This window comes from Rhodococcus sp. MS16, assembly GCF_013277795.1.
Lineage (GTDB): Bacteria > Actinomycetota > Actinomycetes > Mycobacteriales > Mycobacteriaceae > Rhodococcus_F > Rhodococcus_F globerula.
Genome location: NZ_VBTM01000014.1, coordinates 52060 through 70263, shown reverse-complemented (window position 1 = coordinate 70263; position 18204 = coordinate 52060). Strand labels below are relative to the sequence as shown.

At 62.7% G+C, this 18204-nt stretch carries 16 protein-coding genes and 1 tRNA gene; 9 read left to right on the top strand and 8 right to left on the bottom strand.

Going from position 1 to position 18204, the window contains the following annotated elements:
- Window positions 1-277: 277 nt before the first annotated feature.
- Window positions 278-919, bottom strand: a complete 642-nt coding sequence (locus FEZ60_RS25625; RefSeq protein WP_033234297.1) for a ScbR family autoregulator-binding transcription factor — start codon at window positions 917-919, stop codon at window positions 278-280.
- Window positions 920-1107: 188 nt separating this feature from the next.
- A complete protein-coding gene (locus FEZ60_RS25620; protein WP_033234408.1) occupies window positions 1108-1740 on the bottom strand; it encodes a TetR/AcrR family transcriptional regulator in 633 nt (210 codons plus the stop codon).
- A gap of 184 nt (window positions 1741-1924) precedes the next feature.
- Here FEZ60_RS25620 and FEZ60_RS25615 point away from each other — a divergent pair.
- The 5 genes from FEZ60_RS25615 (at window position 1925) to FEZ60_RS25595 (ending at window position 7082) form a co-directional block, all read left to right on the top strand.
- A tRNA-Gln gene (locus tag FEZ60_RS25615) sits at window positions 1925-1995 on the top strand.
- Window positions 1996-2005: 10 nt separating this feature from the next.
- Window positions 2006-3505 (top strand): bifunctional UDP-N-acetylglucosamine diphosphorylase/glucosamine-1-phosphate N-acetyltransferase GlmU, encoded by a 1500-nt coding sequence (gene glmU / locus FEZ60_RS25610; protein WP_202026515.1) that lies wholly within the window; start codon window positions 2006-2008, stop codon window positions 3503-3505.
- On the top strand, window positions 3502-4482 hold the full coding sequence (locus tag FEZ60_RS25605; RefSeq protein WP_033234295.1) for a ribose-phosphate diphosphokinase: 981 nt from the start codon (window positions 3502-3504) through the stop codon (window positions 4480-4482). Before glmU ends, FEZ60_RS25605 begins: the two co-directional genes overlap by 4 nt.
- A gap of 237 nt (window positions 4483-4719) precedes the next feature.
- Complete coding sequence (locus FEZ60_RS25600; RefSeq protein WP_095888468.1) at window positions 4720-5400, top strand: hypothetical protein; 681 nt, start codon at window positions 4720-4722, stop codon at window positions 5398-5400.
- Window positions 5401-5501: 101 nt separating this feature from the next.
- Complete coding sequence (locus FEZ60_RS25595) at window positions 5502-7082, top strand: SLC13 family permease (protein WP_033234293.1); 1581 nt, start codon at window positions 5502-5504, stop codon at window positions 7080-7082.
- A gap of 24 nt (window positions 7083-7106) precedes the next feature.
- On the opposite strand, the gene FEZ60_RS25590 is transcribed toward FEZ60_RS25595, so the two are convergent.
- From FEZ60_RS25590 to FEZ60_RS25565, 6 genes are all read right to left on the bottom strand, one after another.
- Window positions 7107-8246, bottom strand: a complete 1140-nt coding sequence (locus FEZ60_RS25590) for a PQQ-dependent sugar dehydrogenase (RefSeq protein WP_172937468.1) — start codon at window positions 8244-8246, stop codon at window positions 7107-7109.
- 52 nt (window positions 8247-8298) lie between these two features.
- Window positions 8299-9264, bottom strand: a complete 966-nt coding sequence (gene egtD, locus FEZ60_RS25585; protein ID WP_033234291.1) for an L-histidine N(alpha)-methyltransferase — start codon at window positions 9262-9264, stop codon at window positions 8299-8301.
- Window positions 9261-10025 (bottom strand): ergothioneine biosynthesis protein EgtC, encoded by a 765-nt coding sequence (gene egtC, locus FEZ60_RS25580; RefSeq protein WP_033234290.1) that lies wholly within the window; start codon window positions 10023-10025, stop codon window positions 9261-9263. The genes egtD and egtC overlap by 4 nt, the downstream gene beginning before the upstream one ends.
- A 1-nt stretch (window position 10026) precedes the next feature.
- Window positions 10027-11334, bottom strand: a complete 1308-nt coding sequence (egtB, locus tag FEZ60_RS25575) for an ergothioneine biosynthesis protein EgtB (protein ID WP_141486323.1) — start codon at window positions 11332-11334, stop codon at window positions 10027-10029.
- A complete protein-coding gene (gene egtA / locus FEZ60_RS25570) occupies window positions 11334-12539 on the bottom strand; it encodes an ergothioneine biosynthesis glutamate--cysteine ligase EgtA (RefSeq protein ID WP_172937382.1) in 1206 nt (401 codons plus the stop codon). Before egtA ends, egtB begins: the two co-directional genes overlap by 1 nt.
- 94 nt (window positions 12540-12633) lie before the next feature.
- On the bottom strand, window positions 12634-13866 hold the full coding sequence (locus tag FEZ60_RS25565; RefSeq protein ID WP_172937381.1) for an APC family permease: 1233 nt from the start codon (window positions 13864-13866) through the stop codon (window positions 12634-12636).
- A gap of 56 nt (window positions 13867-13922) precedes the next feature.
- Between FEZ60_RS25565 and FEZ60_RS25560 the strand changes: the two genes are divergently transcribed.
- From FEZ60_RS25560 to pth, 4 genes are all read left to right on the top strand, one after another.
- Window positions 13923-15104: an aminotransferase class V-fold PLP-dependent enzyme gene (locus tag FEZ60_RS25560; protein ID WP_172937380.1), complete on the top strand. Its 1182-nt coding sequence runs from the start codon at window positions 13923-13925 to the stop codon at window positions 15102-15104.
- Window positions 15105-15191: 87 nt separating this feature from the next.
- Window positions 15192-16655, top strand: a complete 1464-nt coding sequence (locus FEZ60_RS25555) for an FAD-dependent oxidoreductase (RefSeq protein WP_033234286.1) — start codon at window positions 15192-15194, stop codon at window positions 16653-16655.
- Between the two features lie 268 nt (window positions 16656-16923).
- A complete protein-coding gene (locus FEZ60_RS25550) occupies window positions 16924-17520 on the top strand; it encodes a 50S ribosomal protein L25/general stress protein Ctc (RefSeq protein WP_033234285.1) in 597 nt (198 codons plus the stop codon).
- A gap of 108 nt (window positions 17521-17628) precedes the next feature.
- On the top strand, window positions 17629-18201 hold the full coding sequence (gene pth, locus FEZ60_RS25545; protein ID WP_033234284.1) for an aminoacyl-tRNA hydrolase: 573 nt from the start codon (window positions 17629-17631) through the stop codon (window positions 18199-18201).
- Window positions 18202-18204: the final 3 nt, after the last annotated feature.

Here is an 18204-nt window from a genome sequence, read left to right as displayed (position 1 = left end):
CTTCGTCTCGAACAATCGAGCTTCCCTGACCGATCGACAGGTTGCAGCAATTGTTCAGCTACTGGAAGAACATACCGCAACGTCGAGCAGGTCGGCAAGATCGGACCATCGGACATTTAGTTACGGGATAAACATACTCTGAGTTTGTTTCAAAAGCCCAATATAGGCCAACACCACTTCCGTGACACGATTAGATCCACACAAATGGGAGATACATCCCACCAACTGTCCAGGTCACCGACCCGAACGCCATTCGGACCGTCGAAACCGGATTAACTCAGTGGTCACTACTTAGACGCCGAGCAGCAAACTGGCGGAAGTATTCGACCTTCGATTCCGGAACGACGACCGGAAGAATGATGTTCCAGGACGTCTTCATCGACTCAGACAAATCACGCATTGTTCCCGTAGCCGAAGCTATCAATCGGACACCCGTCACCATTTGCAACAAGAAGCGCGCAATGTCCGAAGAGTCGACGTCGGATTTGAGGTCACCTTCATCGGCAGCTCTGGTGGCGAGTTCCCGGAAAATATCGAGCCAGACGTCGAACGTTGCCGGACCCGATCCACGGTAGTCACCGATTTCGACCAGCAAACGGAACGTGGCACGAACAAGTACGTCATGTGCGGCAGTATCGACTGCCACCGACGAGACACCGATCAGCGATTCCAGTGCTGGTGTTCGGCGGTCCAGCCACAATTCCGACTTGGCGTCGAAACGAGCAGACCCTTCGTCGATTACCGCGCGGGCGAGCTCTTCCTTGGAACCGAAGTGGAAGTACAGCGCCCCTTTGGTCACCTGCGATTCGGCGATGATCTCGCTCAGACTGGCGTTTGCATATCCCAGACGCAGGAAAACCCCCGCTGCACCGCGCAGTACCGAATCACGAGTGGCTTCCGCCCGCTCCTGCCTCACCATCGATCCGGCCTCCAGTCACCACACATCGAACGAATCCTCACCATTACCCGTTCACAGCGTCAAAATGGAAGGCGCTTTGCAACAAAGAACACCCCACGCAAACAAACCACATTTGCCCATCGAACGATCGTGATACAGCCAACACAGCTTAGACTGCGCTCCATACTTCGGCGACAGGCACGCCTGCGTTAACCCTCTAATTGCGGATCGGCCTCGAGATTGGTGAGGCCGTTCCAACACAGATTCACGAGGTGCGCGGCCACAACTTCCTTGGACGGAGTGCGCTCGTCGAGCCACCACGTGGCTGTGGTCGACACCATCCCAACCAGTGCCTGCGCGTACATCGTTGCAAGTCCCGGGTCGAATCCGCGCCGCGAGAAGTCTCCGGCCAACAGGTATCCCACCTGACTGATGGCGTCGTTGAGGAGACTGGAATAGGTGCCGCTCGGCGCCACGACGGACGAATCACGAACCAAGATCCTGAAGCCGTCTGTGTGTTCCTCGACGTATGTGAGCAACGCCAGCGCTACTCGCTCGACTCGAACTCTCGAGCGGTTTTGCGACAACGATGACGTGATCATCTCCAACAGTCGCGACATCTCGCGATCCACGACCACGGCGTACAAGCCCTCTTTACCGCCGAAGTGCTCGTAGACGACAGGCTTCGAGACATTCGCCCGCTGCGCGATTTCCTCGACCGAAGTTGCTTCGTATCCACGTTCGGCAAAAAGTGCCCTGGCGATCTCGATCAACTGCTGACGACGCTGTGTTCCCGTCATCCGCACCCGAGCTGCCCGTTCAGGTGCGCGATCACTGCCCATCGGATTGGGAACCGTCGCCATCATTGCCTCTCTCCCCACACGGCGGACGGTTGTCACCGCACCGCTCTCAGCAAGCCTATCGGCACTGCTCGACCCGAAAACGGAGGAGCGGTTCGACCTAGACCGGGTCGGCATGCGATTATTCTTGCGCGTAATCCGCCGCAAGGTTCGGAGAGCGTGGCAATCCGCCGTGGTGTAATGGCAGCACCTCTGATTTTGGTTCAGATAGTTCAGGTTCGAGTCCTGGCGGCGGAGCCGGTAGTTGATGATCGACAAGAGGGAGCTCAAACAAGTGCAAACCGCCGTGATCGTTCTCGCAGCGGGTGCAGGCACTCGGATGAAGTCCAAGACCCCCAAGGTGCTCCACACTCTTGCCGGCCGCACCATGCTCGCGCACTCCCTCCACGCTGCCGCGTCGTTGAATCCGACGCATTTGGTGACCGTCGTCGGCCACGATCGCGAACGGGTATCCGAAGCTGTGGCATCCGTCGCCACCGACTTGGATCGCGCGATCACCATCGCCGTTCAGGACGAGCAGAAGGGCACGGGCCACGCGGTCAGTTGTGGACTCGAAGGGCTGCCCGCAGATTTCCGCGGCACGGTACTCGTGACTGCCGCCGACGTCCCGCTCCTGGACGGCACCACCATCGCGGATCTACTCGAGCGCCACATCAGCGCGCCGGCAGCCGCGGTGACAGTCCTGACATCCACGGCGTCCGACCCCACCGGGTACGGCCGGATCCTGCGCACCACCGACGGTGAAGTCAACGCGATCGTCGAAGAAAAAGAAGCGACGGACTCGCAGCGTTCCATCACCGAGGTCAATTCCGGCGTCTACGCATTCGATGTCGAGACGCTTCGCGATGCGTTGTCGTCCCTCGACTCCAACAATGCTCAGCACGAGTTCTATCTCACCGATGTGATCATGATCGCCCGTCGCGCCGGAAAGCGAGTCCGCGCTCAGCACATCGCTGATTCGGTTCTGGTCGCCGGTGCAAACGATCGCGTGCAGCTGTCGACGTTGGCACGTGAGAAGAATCGTCGAATCCTCGAAAAGTGGATGCGGGCGGGCGTCACCGTTGTCGATCCGTCAAGTACGTGGATCGATTGCGACGTCACTCTCGCGCAAGATGTGACGCTGCTTCCCGGCGTGCAGTTGGCCGGCACCACGTCAGTGGGCGAAGACGCTGTGATCGGCCCGGATACCACTCTGACCGATGTCACTGTCGGTGCAAGGGCCGTTGTCGTCCGCTCGCACGCAAGCGAGTCGACAATCGGCGACGACGCCACCGTCGGCCCCTTCGCGTACCTACGTCCGGCCACTTCCCTGGGCGCTCACGGCAAACTCGGTGCGTACGTGGAGACCAAGAACGCCGAGATCGGCGAACACTCGAAGGTTCCGCATCTTACCTACGTCGGCGACGCCACCATCGGCCATCACAGCAACATCGGAGCGTCGAGCGTCTTCGTCAATTACGACGGGGTGACCAAGCGCCGTACTGTGGTGGGGTCGCACGTGCGAACCGGCTCGGACACCATGTTCGTCGCTCCGGTTCACGTCGGGGACGGCGCGTACACCGGCGCCGGCACCGTCTTGCGATTCGACGTTCCGGCTGGGGCTCTTGCGGTCTCGGGCGGTAAGCAACGCAACATCGAGGGTTGGGTCGAGAAAAATCGTCCCGGTACTCCTGCGGCCGATGCAGCAACGGCTTCGGAATCAGAGCGCACAGATCAGCAAGTACAAAAGGATGGCATGAACCAGTGACTGCGAATTGGATCGACAACCAGAAGAACTTGATGTTGTTCTCGGGTCGTGCGCATCCCGAGTTGGCTGAGCAGGTTGCGAAGGAACTCGACATCCGAGTCACCCCGCAGACTGCCCGCGATTTCGCGAACGGTGAGATCTTCGTTCGCTTCGAAGAGTCCGTGCGTGGATCGGATGCGTTTGTGCTGCAGAGCCATCCGGCGCCGCTGAACACGTGGGTGATGGAACAACTCATCATGATCGACGCCCTCAAGCGTGGATCTGCAAAGCGCATCACCGCGGTGCTGCCGTTCTACCCGTACGCCCGCCAGGACAAGAAGCACCGCGGACGCGAGCCGATCTCCGCTCGCTTGATCGCGGACCTGCTCAAGACCGCAGGCGCCGACCGGATCATCACGGTCGACCTCCACACCGATCAGATTCAGGGTTTCTTCGACGGTCCGGTCGACCACATGCACGCTCAGGGCCAGCTCGCCGAGTACGTGCGCGACAACTACGGCACCGACAACATCTGCGTCGTCTCCCCTGATGCCGGCCGCGTCAAGGTTGCCGAGAAGTGGGCAGATGCCCTCGACGGCGCGCCGCTGGCGTTCGTGCACAAGACGCGTGATCCGCTGGTCCCGAACCAGGTCAAGTCCAACCGCGTCGTCGGTGACGTCAACGGCCTCACCTGCGTGCTGATCGACGACATGATCGACACCGGCGGCACCATCGCCGGCGCCGTCAAGGTACTCAAGGACGCCGGCGCTGTCGACGTCATCATTGCCACCACCCACGGCATCTTCTCGGATCCGGCAGCCGAGCGCCTGGCTGCCTGCGGCGCCAAGGAGGTCATCACGACCAACACGCTGCCGATCCCCGAGTCGAAGCAGTTCCCGACGCTGACGATTCTGTCGATTGCACCTCTGCTCGCACGGACCATCAAGGAAGTTTTCGAGAACGGTTCTGTGACTTCACTGTTCAACGGCAGCGCATAGTCTTTCGCGTTACCGCGGGGCGGGCGCGTATCTGTGACCAGACGGTCACGGGTACGCGCCCTTCGTGTTTCACGGGGACGCTCATCTGTTGAACCAGACCGAGAGGTCTTCACGAAACCATTTGTGCGACACACAAATACCCGAGAATCGGACAATCGGCATGATCTTGGTCACGCCTCCGGGGAGAATCCCAGGTCGACGCCGAGCTGGTGTTCACCTGCCCGCAATCTTCGCCTAATGTGGCTCGTCGTGATCGACGCGCAAACCCTGGAATCTCGTTCGGCATCCCGGCCCGAATCTCATTCACCGAATTCTTCAGCTCCGACGGTCCGGCGGTGGCGCCCAGGATCCTGTGTCTGGTGTGGTGACGACAACTCCGTAGAAATGTTCCGCAACGAACCGCGCTGCGAACGGTGCCGCGAAAACGAAGGCATCATCGACGACGCCAAGCGATTCCTCGGCATGTACGGCCTGCGTCCGCTCGGCGGAACGCTGCAGTCCGACGACGACGAAGAGCGTGAATACCGCGTCACGGCACGCGAAGCTCGCCGCGTCCTCAACGAAATCCGCATGGACGTTCTCCCCGACGCTGCCGCTGTCCGCAAGGCCATCCGCCCGCGCGCGGCCACCGTTGTTGCCGACACGTCACCGGCACGCGCTTCTCGCCCCTCCAGCACGGGCACTGCGACTCGCGTTGCCGCTCCGGTGAAGACGGACACCGTCGACATCAACACGCTGCAGACGCGCGTTCTGGGGCTTCTCGATCAGCTCGGTTCCATCGACGAGCAGATCAAGGTCGCCGAACTTGCCCAGGGTCTGCCTGCTCGTGCTCGCCTGAGCGATCTCAACAAGCAGAAGGCAACCGTGCTCCGCACACTCGCTGCTCTCGAGAAGGCGCGCATCGCCGCCTCCAACTAATTCCACCGCGTCCGTCCCTTCGACCCCGCCTCCTTCCGAGACGGGGTCGTTCTGTATGCGATGCAGGGCGGTAGCCGTGGTGGGAGGTAGCTTTACGAATCGTGAATGACATCACCATCACCTTTGTCGTGCTTGCCGTGGTTGTGGCTCTGTTTGTCATAGGCAGAATTCCGGTCGGCATCATCGCGATCGGAACCGCACTGGCGCTGGCCGCAACCGGGGTGATCTCGGTGGAACAGGCACTGGCCGGATTCGGTGATCCCACAGTCATATTCATCGCCGCACTCTTTGTCGTCAGCGAAGCGCTCGACGCCACAGGAGTCACGACGTGGGCGGGCGAGAAACTTCTGACGAAGGTAGGCGATTCACGCGTTCGGTTGGTGAGCGCAATCATGTTGCTGGTCGCCGCACTGACAGCATTGATCAGTGTGAACGGTGCGGTAGCCGCATTGATCCCGATGGTGGTCGTCCTCGCGGTCCGACTCGGCCGGTCCACATCGCAACTGCTGCTCCCGCTCGCCTTTGCCGCGCATGCCGGTTCGATGCTCACGCTCACCGGCACACCGGTCAACATCATCGTCTCCGACGCCGCCGCCGACGCCGGTGTCGGCGCATTCGGCTTCTTCGACTTCACCTTGATCGGCGCGCCACTGGTTCTCGGAACCATTGCGATCGCAGTCTTTCTCGGTCCTCGCGTGTTGCCCCACCGCGCCGGGACGTCGATGTCACCGGACCTGAGCCGGCACGCCAAAACACTCGCACAGCAATACGCCGTCGCGGGCGGTTGCGATCAATCCGACGCACCGCTGATCACCAAGGACGACGGTGTTGTCGAGGTGATCGTTCCGCCTCGTTCGGAGATCATCGGCGACAAGGTTTTCCCCGGCATGCTTACCGACAGTGGCGATCTGGTGGTTCTGGCCGCAGCGCGAGCCGGCGAGCCCTGTGGGCCTGGCGGTATCAGGCTCGCTGCCGGCGACACACTCTTGCTGCAGGGCAGTTGGGACGACCTGGACACTCACACGTCGGTGGACCCGAACGTCCTTGTTGTCGACCCGCCTGCCTTGATCCGTAAGCAGGCCGCGCCGCTCGGAACCCGCGCGATCATGTCGCTGGTCGTTGTCGCCGCCATGGTGATCATGCTGACGTTCGGATTGGTCCCGTCCGCCGTCGCGGGTCTTCTTGCCGCCTGCGCGATGGTCCTGCTGCGCGTGATCAGCGTCGAACAGGCCCACCGCTCGATCTCGTGGACCACCCTCATCCTGGTCGGTGGAATGATCCCGCTTTCCACGGCAATTCAACAGACCGGCGCTGCCGAGAAACTCGCCCACGGTTTTGTCGACGTCATCGGCGGCGCCAGCCCGTACGTCGTTGTTGCCGGACTGTTCCTCGTCACCGCAACGCTCGGCCAGCTCATCAGCAACACCGCGACGGCATTGATCATCACGCCGATCGCAATTTCCGTCGCCTCCGAGCTGAACATCTCGGTGGTGCCGCTCCTGATGACCGTGACCGTCGCGGCCGCCGCGTCGTTCCTGACTCCCGTCGCAACCCCCGCCAACATGATGGTTATGGGCCCTGGCGGCTACAAGTTCGGCGACTACTGGAAGCTCGGACTCCCGATGCTCGTGTGGTTCCTCGTGGTTGCGACGGTTCTGATTCCGCTGATCTGGAGCTTCTGACACCTATTACGGCTGGTAATTCGGCTACGGAGACGGCGTCACGAGCAGCACCCGGTCGTTCTCGCCGTTGTCCGTGGTGACAAGAAGAGATCCGTTGGCCGTTGGCGTGACCGAACGCAGGCGTCCGTACTGGTCTTCCAACCCGTACGTCTGGGCGTCGACGCTGCGGCCGTCGTCGCTCAGTCGCACGAAGATCAGTTTCTTGCTCTTGAGTCCGCCGATGACGACGCTGCCGTCCCACGAACCCCATTGCGGGCCCGAGGTAAATGCCGCGCTCGCAGTTGCCAGGGTCGAGTTACCCGAACTCCATACCGCTTCGATCGCGCCCGGCACGCGGGACGGATCGGTCATCTGCACCGACTCGTCGTATGTTCCGGGCAACCGGTCCGGTCGGTAGCCGTAGTTTCCGCCGGGGGTGAGGAGATTCAGCTCGTCATCGACGCTGGTGCCCTGCTCCACCGAATAGAGCCTGCCGGTTCCGGGTTGAACGGCCAATCCCTGAACGTTCCGGTGGCCGAGTGTGTACACAGGACTCGACGGGTTGGGGTTGCCTGCTGCCGGCGTGCCGTCCGCGTTGACGTGCAAGACCTTGCCGCCCAGCGAGTTCGGATCCTGCGGAACACTGGGCGTCGCGCTGTCACCCGTGCCGATAAACAGCGTTCCGTCTCCGGATGCAAGTATTCGGCAACCTCCGTGTCGCCCCGTCGAGACCGGGAGGCCGGACACCACGGTTCCGGTTCGCGTGAGTGCAGTCCATCCGGCGTCGACCGTCCACGAGATCACTCGAATATCCGTTACTCCCCCAGCGCTGAATCCCTGGCAGGTGTACAGGGTGCGGGACTGAGCGAAGTCGCGGGCAAGCGCGATTCCCATGAGTCCGGTCTCGGACCGAGCGTAGAGATCCGAAAGGTCTGCAGTGACGGGGCCGGTCGTGTTGTCGCTGCGGCGAACGACAAAACCTCCGGACCGTTGCCCGGTGAGAACCGTTCCGTCGGGCGCCTGCACAACATCCCAGGGATGGTCCAGTCCGTCGAGGAGGGTGGTCACCACGAGTTCCGGCAACGTGTCCTCGGTGGGGACTTCCGAACTGCTGCCAACAGATTCGAGGTTCCCGGGCGGCGGAGCCGTCTGAGCGGAGCATTGTGCCAACGGGATCGTGAGCATCACGATTGTCGCTGCAATCAGGACAGCGCGCCCGGATCCGAGTGCACCCAAGTCAGGCTCGCTCCGCACACAACAACGCGAACCGCTGATCGGCGTCGGTCCACACTTTCTGTAACCGAAAACCCGCAGCCTCCAACTCGGCAGTGATCCCGTCGACGGTGAATTTCGCGGAGATTTCCGTGCGCAATTGCTCGCCCGCAGCGAAGGTGATATCCAGATCCAGGTCTTCGATTCGCACCGAAAGATCGCGGAGTGCTTCCAACCGCATCTCGATCCACTGGTTCTCGGCATCCCAGAGTGCGACGTGCCTGAACGCTTCCAGCGGGAAGTTCGCACCGAGTTGCTTGTTCAACACGCTGAGCACGTTGAGGTTGAACTGCGCCGTTACTCCCGCGCTGTCGTCGTATGCGGGAACCAGCACGGCCGGATCGGTCACCAACCCCACGCCGAGGATCAAGCTCTCACTCTGGCCGAGGACCTCGGCGACACCGGCGAGGAACTCTGCGCGCTCGCCCGGAATCAGATTCCCCAGCGTGCCGCCCAAAAACGCGACCGCCCGCCTGCCGCCGCTGGGAAGATGATGCAGCGAACCGGTGAAGTCGCTGACCACTCCGATGACGTCGATACCCGGAAACTCCGCGCTGATCGCCTTGGCCGCACCTTCCAACGCAGTCACCGAAACATCTTGCGGGACATAGGTATGCAGTGAATCAGACATCGCTTCCAGCAGGAGGCGCGTCTTCTCCGAGGAACCGGAACCCAACTCGATCAGCATCTTCGGTGTAGTCAACGATGCGATCTCGCCGGCGCACTCGGCCAGCAAAGCTCGTTCCGTGCGGGTGGGGTAATACTCGGGCAGCTCGGTGATCTGCTCGAAGAGTTCACTGCCTCGGGCGTCATAGAACCACACCGGCGCAAGCCACTTCGCCTGCGCGGTCAGGCCGGAGCGAGCGTCGGACCGTAGTTGCTCGACAAGGTCGTCCGGAGTCAGAAAGATCTCGAGAATCGGGGTGCTCATCGTTCTCCCATCGGGATCGGGGTGATGATCAAATGCCCGGGGCGGGCGCAGACGAGGTGCCTGTCAGGAACTTGTTCCCACTGGGGTGAATCATCGAAGGGTTCGGACGCGACCAGTGCTTGCAACTCGTCGACGAGAACGTACAACGTATGGCCCCAGGTGCTGGCCCACAGTTCGTTCCCGTCGCCGAGCAGGAAATTCAGACGCGAACCTGGCGCCACTGCTTCGACGTCGTGAATGACGGTGGTCAGGGCGGCTTCCACCGACGTGCCCGTCAACGAAGATGCGTCCTGCAAGCGATGACGCAACAGGGCCCACAGCAGTGCCGAATCTGTTGGCGCCGACATGGTCAGCAGCGCGGCAGTCGGAACCTCCTGTGCAAGAGCGGCAACCGAACTCGGCCACCCGGTGAGGACTCCGTTGTGACTGAATGCGTAGGTAGTGTCGACAAAGGGTGCGCATGCGCCGACTTCGACGGCCATTCCCTCGGTCGCGGACCGCACCGCGGCCAGAACCGATCCGCTGCGGATATGTGAAAGCGTTTCCTCGACAGTGGGATCCGACCAGATCGGGGTACTACTTCGATACCGCCCCAACTGCCCGGCCGTCCACCAACTTACGCCGAAGCCATCGGCGTTGATGACTCCACCCTTGCGCATCTCACGGGGCGCCCACGACTGCTTCACCAGCGAATGGGTTCCGCCCTGCAGGAGATCTCGGACAGAGCGCGGCGGTCCGAGGTAGCCGAGATGTCGGCACATGTCAGACGTGCCCGGACAGTGTTCTGGCGCAGCGAAATCCGGAGAATATCTGACGCCGGATCGGATGATCCCAATTGCGGAAGGTGCCACGGCACGCAACGCTGTCGGTTCCGAACGAACCACCGCGCAGCATCTTGTAATCACCGCCGAAGAACACCTCGGAGTACTCACGGTAGGGAAACGCGTGAAACCCCGGGTACGGATGGAAACCGGAAGACGTCCATTCCCACACGTCCCCGATCAACTGCTGCACGCCGTACGCCGACGCGCCGTCGGGATAGGCCCCCGCATCAGCCGGAGACAGATGCCGTTGGCCGAGATTGGCGCGGGTCTCGTCCGGTGCGTCATCGCCCCACGGGAATCGGCGGGACCGCCCGGATTCGGGATCCCACCGCGCCGCTTTCTCCCATTCGGCTTCGGTGGGAAGTCGCTTGCCGGCCCAGGTTGCATAGGCTTCGGCTTCGAAGTAGCTGACATGCACCACCGGGCGGCGAATCGCTACCGGTTTGTCGGTGCCGAAAGACCGCTGCCACCACGTTGATCCGTCGCGTTCCCAGAACAAGGGCGCAGTGAGCTTGGCATCGATGCGATGACGCCACCCGACCCGCGACCACAGTTCGGGCCGGGAATACCCGCCGTCGTCGATGAATTCGATGAACTCACCGTTGGTAACCGGGAATCGGTCGATGGCATAGGGGCCCAGATACACCTGGTGAGCGGTTCTCTCGTTGTCGAGAGCCCACGGTTCGTCATCGGTACCCATCACAAACGGCCCGGCGGGAACGACCACCTCGTCATGAAGGGGCTTGCGCCGCACAGCGGGAGCTGGTGTGGCCACGAGTGCCGCAGGGCCGGAACGCAATTGGTGTGTCGCGAGCATACTTTCGGCGTGTTGCTGTTCGTGCTGGGCGATCATGCCGAACGCAAACCCGCTGCGTTCGAGTGGTTTTCCGTCGAAGTTGCTGTCAGCCAGGACGTCCAACACCTTGCCTCGAACCGTACGTATGTATTGACGCGATTCGGCCGGGTCCAACAGTGGAAGCTCAGGCCGCGTGGGCCGCGAGTGTTTGAACGCGTCGTACATGTCGTCGATATCGCGCCTGACCGGTTCTCGCCCGCCCACATCGCGTACCAGCCACAGTTCCTCCTGGTTGCCGATATGGGCAAGATCCCACACCAGCGGACTCATGAGCGGCGAGTGCTGGGCGATCAACTCGGTGTCGTCGACACAATCGGTGAGCAGCAGCGAACGCGCTCGTGCCCGATCCAGGACGGTCTCGACCGCCTCCTTGGTGACCTCTGCCGACATCAGGTTCCCTCGACCGGTGCCAGGCCCCGACAACACCGCTCGGCCGCACGATCGAGGAGACGAACAAACTCAGGATCAGGCGCATACGACGCTGCGAGCGACATCAGAGATGTTGCTGCCGAACGTAATTCGACGTCCACCAGCCCGTATTCCGCGGCATCACGCCAGCGGCCCGCCGTCGATGCCGCGGCATCACTTGCTTCCTGCATCACTGCAGGCCCGGACAGCAGCGCATCGATCGCGGCTATCGGCACGCGCCACAGATCGCCGGGTTGAGCGTCGATGTACCTCACCTCCAGATGTCCTGCCGCACGGACCGGCGGAAACATCGTGGACAGGTGGTAGTCCAGATCCTCGGACGTGGGCGCACGACCTATGTCGGATTCGAGTGCCCCGTCGATCCAGTCGCCAAACGTGGCGCCCCGCGGCGCAGTCCAGTCTTCGGAACTGTTCCGGACACACATCAGCGGGACGTTCAAGGCCCACTGCGCATAATCGGCGGCATCGACGACGGGCATAGTGCGCCTGGCATCAAGTTCGAGCCACGTCCGCATCCGTTGCGACGCCCACTCACCTCGCGGAATCCCTTCCAGCTGTGGCGAACACGCAAATGCGGCGATCAGAGCCGGTCCGATGTCGCCGAGGAGTCGCCACCGCCGCGCTATAGCTTCTTGGCTGCCACCCGCATCGACGCTCACCTGCACGGCGGCGGTGTTGCACATCATGAGGGTTCCGTACGGCCCGATAGAGGCAAACTGATGTTCCATGGCGCAGTATCGGGGCAGTCGCAGCAAGCGGTGTGGTTCACGCAGCTCATCCGCCGAACCGTCGTACATCTCGATGGACTGATCGTGCAGAAGCGCACTCAACTCGCGGTGGTCTTCACCCAGGTAGTCGCATACTTCGCGGGCTGACGTGCGCGGCGCCGAGGAGAGTTCGATCTGACCGCCCGGTTCGACGGTCACATAACTTCCACCCGGAAGTGGGGCGCCAGGAGATTCCGGGTCGATGCTGGTGGGCGTATGTTTACCCAGCGCGTGGGCCAGCGCTTCGAGCGACGGACGACCACCACCGGCATCCCTGGTCAGCCATTCGACCTCGGTCCCGATGAGTCGCGGCGGGCCCTGTTTGAAGCACACCCCACCGATGTATGCCTCGGCGGCGGGACGTGAGTCCAGCGTCGTTTCCAGTACTGCGGTTGCCATTCGACTTCCCCTTTGGGTATGTCTAGCGGTTCGCGGGCTCTAGCGGTTGTACCGACGATAGAGCCCGCACACACCGATTGCACCCTTTGCCGTGTTACGTGTCGCCAAATTTTTTCAGTCGTATCCACCGGTACCCACAACCCAGAAGAACAACACCTGTCCCCGCCGCAACTGCCGAAGTAGGCAGCGTGAACGCCAGGACCGCACATCCCAGCGCTCCGACAACCTGAAGCCAGCGCGGGAACATCCGATCCGCGCCGCCTTGGGTATACGCACTGACATTTGCCACTAGGTAGTACACCAGCACCCCGAACGACGAAAACCCGATCACACCACGCAGATCGACCGTCGAGACCAGTGCGATCACGATCGCTCCGACAGCCAGTTCAGCGTGATGTGGCACAGAAAATTTGGGGTGAATCGCTGCGAAAGTCGGGGGCAGATCCCGTTCCCGGCCCATCGCCATCGCGGTTCTGCTCACTCCCGCGATCAGCGCCAACAGCGCACCAGCGGATGCGGCGGCGGCGCCGACGACCACAATCGGTTCAGCCCACCCCCACCCGGAAAGCGCGACGGCATCCGCGAGCGGACGGGTCGACTCCGCAAGTCTCTCCTGCCCCAGAGTAACCAGAAGAACCACCGCTACCAGTGCATAGATGACTACCGCAGCTCCCAGTGCTATCAGGATTGCGCGTGGAATTGTGCGCCGAGGATCCCGGACTTCCTCCCCCAGAGTCGCGATGCGGGCGTACCCGGCAAAGGCGAAGAACAGTAACCCCGCCGATTGCAGAACCCCGTACCAGGAGCCGAAGACAACGTCAGGCATCGCACGATGAGCACCCGGCCCCCACAGCGATACACACAAACCCACGCCGATTGCCGTCACGGACATCGCGACGATCACTCGCGCCATCTGCGCGGTCCTGGTGACACCGCGATAGTTCACCGCGACCAGCAGCACCACTAGCGCCACGGCGACGGGCTTCCGATACGGTTCGGGTACAACGTAAGTCGCGAAGGTCAACGCCATCGCCCCGCAGCTCGCGATCTTCCCGATCACAAACGACCACCCCGCAATGAACCCCCACCACGGCCCGAGTTGCTCACGTCCGTAGACGTACGTCCCGCCTGAGGTCGGATAACGCGCGGCCAGTTGCGCCGACGACGTGGCGTTGCAGTACGCCACGAATGCCGCGATCGCCAGACCGAACATCAATCCCGTGCCGGCCGCTGCCGCTGCCGGCACGAACACCACGAACACTCCGGCACCGATCATCGCGGCAAGGCCGATCACCACGGCGTCGAACGTCCCCAGGGTGCGGTCCATCGGTATAGCTTCGTTCACAGAGCCTTTGAACCACACCGAAGTGAACGGATGGTGCCATGTTCGACCTCACCTCGATCCGCCGCGACACCCCTGGGTGCCTCGACAAGGCGTTCCTCGACAGCGCCGGATCCTCGCTACCGCCCGAACCGGTATTGACGGCGATGATCGAGCATCTGCGTCTGGAAGCCGACGTCGGCGGCTATGTCGCCGCAGATCGCCGCAGCGATGCCCTGGCTGCGGTTCCACACTCACTGGCCCGGGTGATCGGCGCCCAGCCTTCGGATATCGCCTTGACCGACAGCGCAACCCGCGCCTGGAACGACTTTTTTGCAGCCGTGCCCTCGAGCCCGGGCGACCGCGTCCTGATCTGCGGTGTCGAGTACGCCAGCAACGCCATCGCCGCGCTGGGGCGGGCGCGGTCGACCGGCGCGAAGGTCGAGGTGATTCCGAGCGATTCCGACGGCCGGATCGACCTCGACGCACTCGAAGCGATGCTCGACGACCGTGTCCGCGTCATCTCGGTTGTCCACGCCCCCACGAACAGCGGCCTGGTCAACCCGGTCCGTGAGGTTGTCGAACTGGCCGCGCGACACGGCGCACTGGTTCTTCTCGACGCGTGCCAATCGGTCGGCCAACTGCCCATCGACGTGGCTGCCCTCGGCGTCGACGCGTTGAGCGCCACGGGCCGCAAGTGGCTTCGGGGCCCACGGGGAACGGGGTTTCTCTACGTCCGTCCCGGACTGGCGACCGCGCTCGAACCTGCCGCGATGGACCTGCACGGAGCGGACTGGACCCACCCCGATTCCTATGTGCCCGCGCCGGATGCCACACGATTCGAACTGTGGGAAACCAGTGTCGCGGCTCGCCTCGGACTCGGCGCCGCGGCGGACTACCTCTTGGCGCTGGGGACGGAAACCGTTGCGCAGCAGATCGAATCGAGGGCGAACTATCTTCGGGCGGGCCTGGGCGCGCTGTCCGGTGTCACAGTCCAGGATCGTGGACCCATCCTCAGCGGCATCGTCTCGTTCACCTTGGACGCGGTTCCGGCCGCCGAAGTCCGCAGTCGACTTGCGATGCAGAGCATCACTGTGACGGTGAGCAGCCGCGGATCGACACTCCTCGACATGACAGCGCGCGGGCTCGACGCCGTCGTCAGAGCGTCCCCGCACTGTTTTGTCGACGAGAATGATCTGGACAGTTTTCTCGGCGCGGTACGGGATTTGAGCGTCTCCCGATGACCGGGATCACAGCGGGCAGGAGACGAGCGGAGCTGCAAATCTTGACTCTCACCTGATCAGTTCATTTTTTGCGAGAGGACGCCGCCCATGGCCGACGCCACAATTTCCCCGATTTCCGTTTCCGACATCTCTAGCTGGGACTTCGAAGCCGACGTGGTTGTCGCCGGCTACGGAATCGCCGGAGTCACCGCGGCAATCGAGGCTGCCCGCGCGGGCGCCGACGTGCTCGTGCTCGAGCGAACCGGCGGTTGGGGCGGTGCCGCGTCACTGGCCGGCGGCTTCATCTACCTGGGCGGCGGCACTGCGCTGCAGAAGGCATGCGGATTCGACGACACCGTCGACAACATGAAGACATTCATGAAAGCCGCACTCGGCCCGGGAACCGACGACGCCAAGATCGATGCCTACTGCGAAGGCAGCGTCGATCACTACAACTGGCTCGTCGACGCCGGCGTTCCGTTCAAGGAGTCGTTCTGGGGTCAGCCCGGCTGGGAACCGCCCTTCGACGACGGCCTCATGTACTCCGGCGGTGAGAACGCCGCGCCGTTCAACACGCTGGTCGATCCCGCGCCCCGTGGACACGTTCCGCAGATGTCCGAGAAGAAGACCGGCGAGCAGGGCGGCGGCTACATGCTGATGAAGCCGCTCGTCGAGACGGCCGAAAAGCTCGGCGTCCGAGCAGAATACGATTTGCGCGTCCAGACGCTGGTGGTCGACGGTCCCCGCGTGGTCGGCGTTGTCGCCAAGCGTTACGGCAAGGATGTCGCGATCCGCGCCAACAAGGGTGTTGTGCTGGCGATGGGCAGCTTTGCCTACAACAACGAGATGGTGCGCTCCAACGCGCCGCGTATCTTCGGCCATCCGGCCGCTTCCATCGAGGCGCACGACGGTCGCGCGATCCAGATCGGCCAGGCACTCGGCGCCGACACCGCGCATATGGACGCCACCGAGGTTGCGTTCTTCTGCGACCCGCAGTTGATGGTGCGCGGCATTCTCGTCAACGGCCGTGGTCAGCGATACATCCCCGAGGACACCTACCCGGGCCGCATCGGCCAGGCAACGCTGTTCCAGCAGGACAATCAGGCTTTCCTCATCATCGACGAAGCCGCATACGAGGAAGGCATCGCCGCCGAATCTTCCAGTGCGCAGTTGCGAGCGCAGCCGACCTGGGTAGCGGAAACGGTCGAGGAACTCGAAGCCGAAATGGGGCTTCCCGTCGGCTCGCTGCAATCCACTGTCGATCTCTACAACCGTCACGCCGAGTCGAACTCCGACCCGGTGCTTGGCAAGAAGCCCGAGTGGGTCAAGCCGATCGTCGGCCCGTTCGCCGCGATCGACCTGCGCGGTCGCACCGGCGGCTTCACACTCGGCGGGTTGAAGACAACCGTCGATTCCGAAGTTCTGCACGTCTCCGGCGAGCCGATCCCCGGACTGTTCGCTGCGGGCCGCTGCACGTCCGGTGTCTGCGCGGGCGGCTACGCCAGCGGAACCAGCCTCGGCGACGGCAGCTTCTTCGGGCGTCGCGCCGGAATCAGCGCGGCCCGCTCCTGATGCAGCAGTGAACTGAACACAGTGGGAACTACCGGAACTCGTGCGGCGATTCGCGGCGACGCGCGAGTTCCGGTACTGTATGGAACGTTGTCTCGGCGAGGGTGAATCGCAGCTGCTCCACTAACTGCAGGTTTTCCGTGATCGACGCGGCTACGGCTCAGCTCGAGCGTTTCGCTCCTGGCCGTGTGCGCGCCTGTCCTCGTCGCCGACAGAACCACACGTCAGTAAACCGAGCACGAACCCCGTGAGTTGTAGGAGCCGTTTCATCATGTCTGAAGAGAACAACCTCGTCGCTGTCGTCCGCACCGAATTCGGCAAGGGCGCAGCTCGCCGCGCACGCCGCGACGGCCTGGTCCCCACGGTTCTGTACGGCCACGGTGAAGACCCCAAGCACCTCAACGTCGTCGCTCGCGACTTCGCTTCCATCCTCCGCGCACACGGCACCAACGCCGTGCTGACGCTCGACATCGACGGCACGGAGCAGGTTGCACTGACCAAGTCGGTCGTCGTGCACCCCATCCGCAACTACATCGAGCACGCTGACCTCCTCGTCATCAAGAAGGGCGAGAAGGTCACGATCGACGTTCCCGTCGTCGTCACCGGTGACGCAGCTGCAGGCACCATGGTCGCGCAGGATGCCGCCACCATCTCCCTCGAAGCTGACGCGCTGCACATCCCCGAGCAGATCGAGGTTTCGGTCGAGGGCCTCGAAGCCGGCACCCAGATCCTGGCAAGCCAGCTCGAACTCCCCAAGGGCTCGACCCTGCAGGCAGATGCAGACGTGCTGATCGTCAACGTCACCGCAGCAGCTACCGAAGCTTCGGAAGAAGCAGCAGCGGCAGCGGCAGCAACCGAAGAGGCCTGATCCTCGCGTTCTCCTCGAGAACACAGCTTGTGCGCGGCGCGTCATTCCGAGTTTCGGAGTGACGCGCCGTTTGCGCGTCCACTCCCCTGTCGGTAAAGGAAATCTCCGATGAGCACAGATACAGCCCTGGTGATCGGACTCGGTAACCCCGGCCCGCAGTACGAAAAGACCCGGCACAACATCGGGTTCATGGTTGCCGGCACCCTGGCGGGCCGGATGGGCGGAAAGTTCAACGCGCACAAGAAGAGTGGGGCCGAGATCGTCGAAGGGCGCTTGGCCGGCCGACGCGTGATCCTCGGCAAGCCGCGCTCGTACATGAACCTCTCCGGTGGTGCCGTGGCCGGCCTGGCCCGGTTCTTCTCGGTTGACCCGTCGAACATCATCGTCGTTCACGACGAGCTGGATCTCGACTTCGGAACCATCCGCCTCAAGCTGGGCGGCGGCGAGGGCGGCCACAACGGCTTGCGCTCCATCTCGAGTTCACTCTCCACCAAGGACTACCTGCGTACGCGCGTCGGCATCGGCCGCCCGCCCGGCCGGATGGACCCGGCCGACTACGTACTCAAGCCGTTCTCCGCAGCCGAGCGCAAAGAACTCGATCTGGTCTGCGAAGAAGCCGCAGACGCAGTGGAGTTACTCCTCGAACTTGGACTCGAAGCAGCGCAGAATCGCCTGCACTGACCT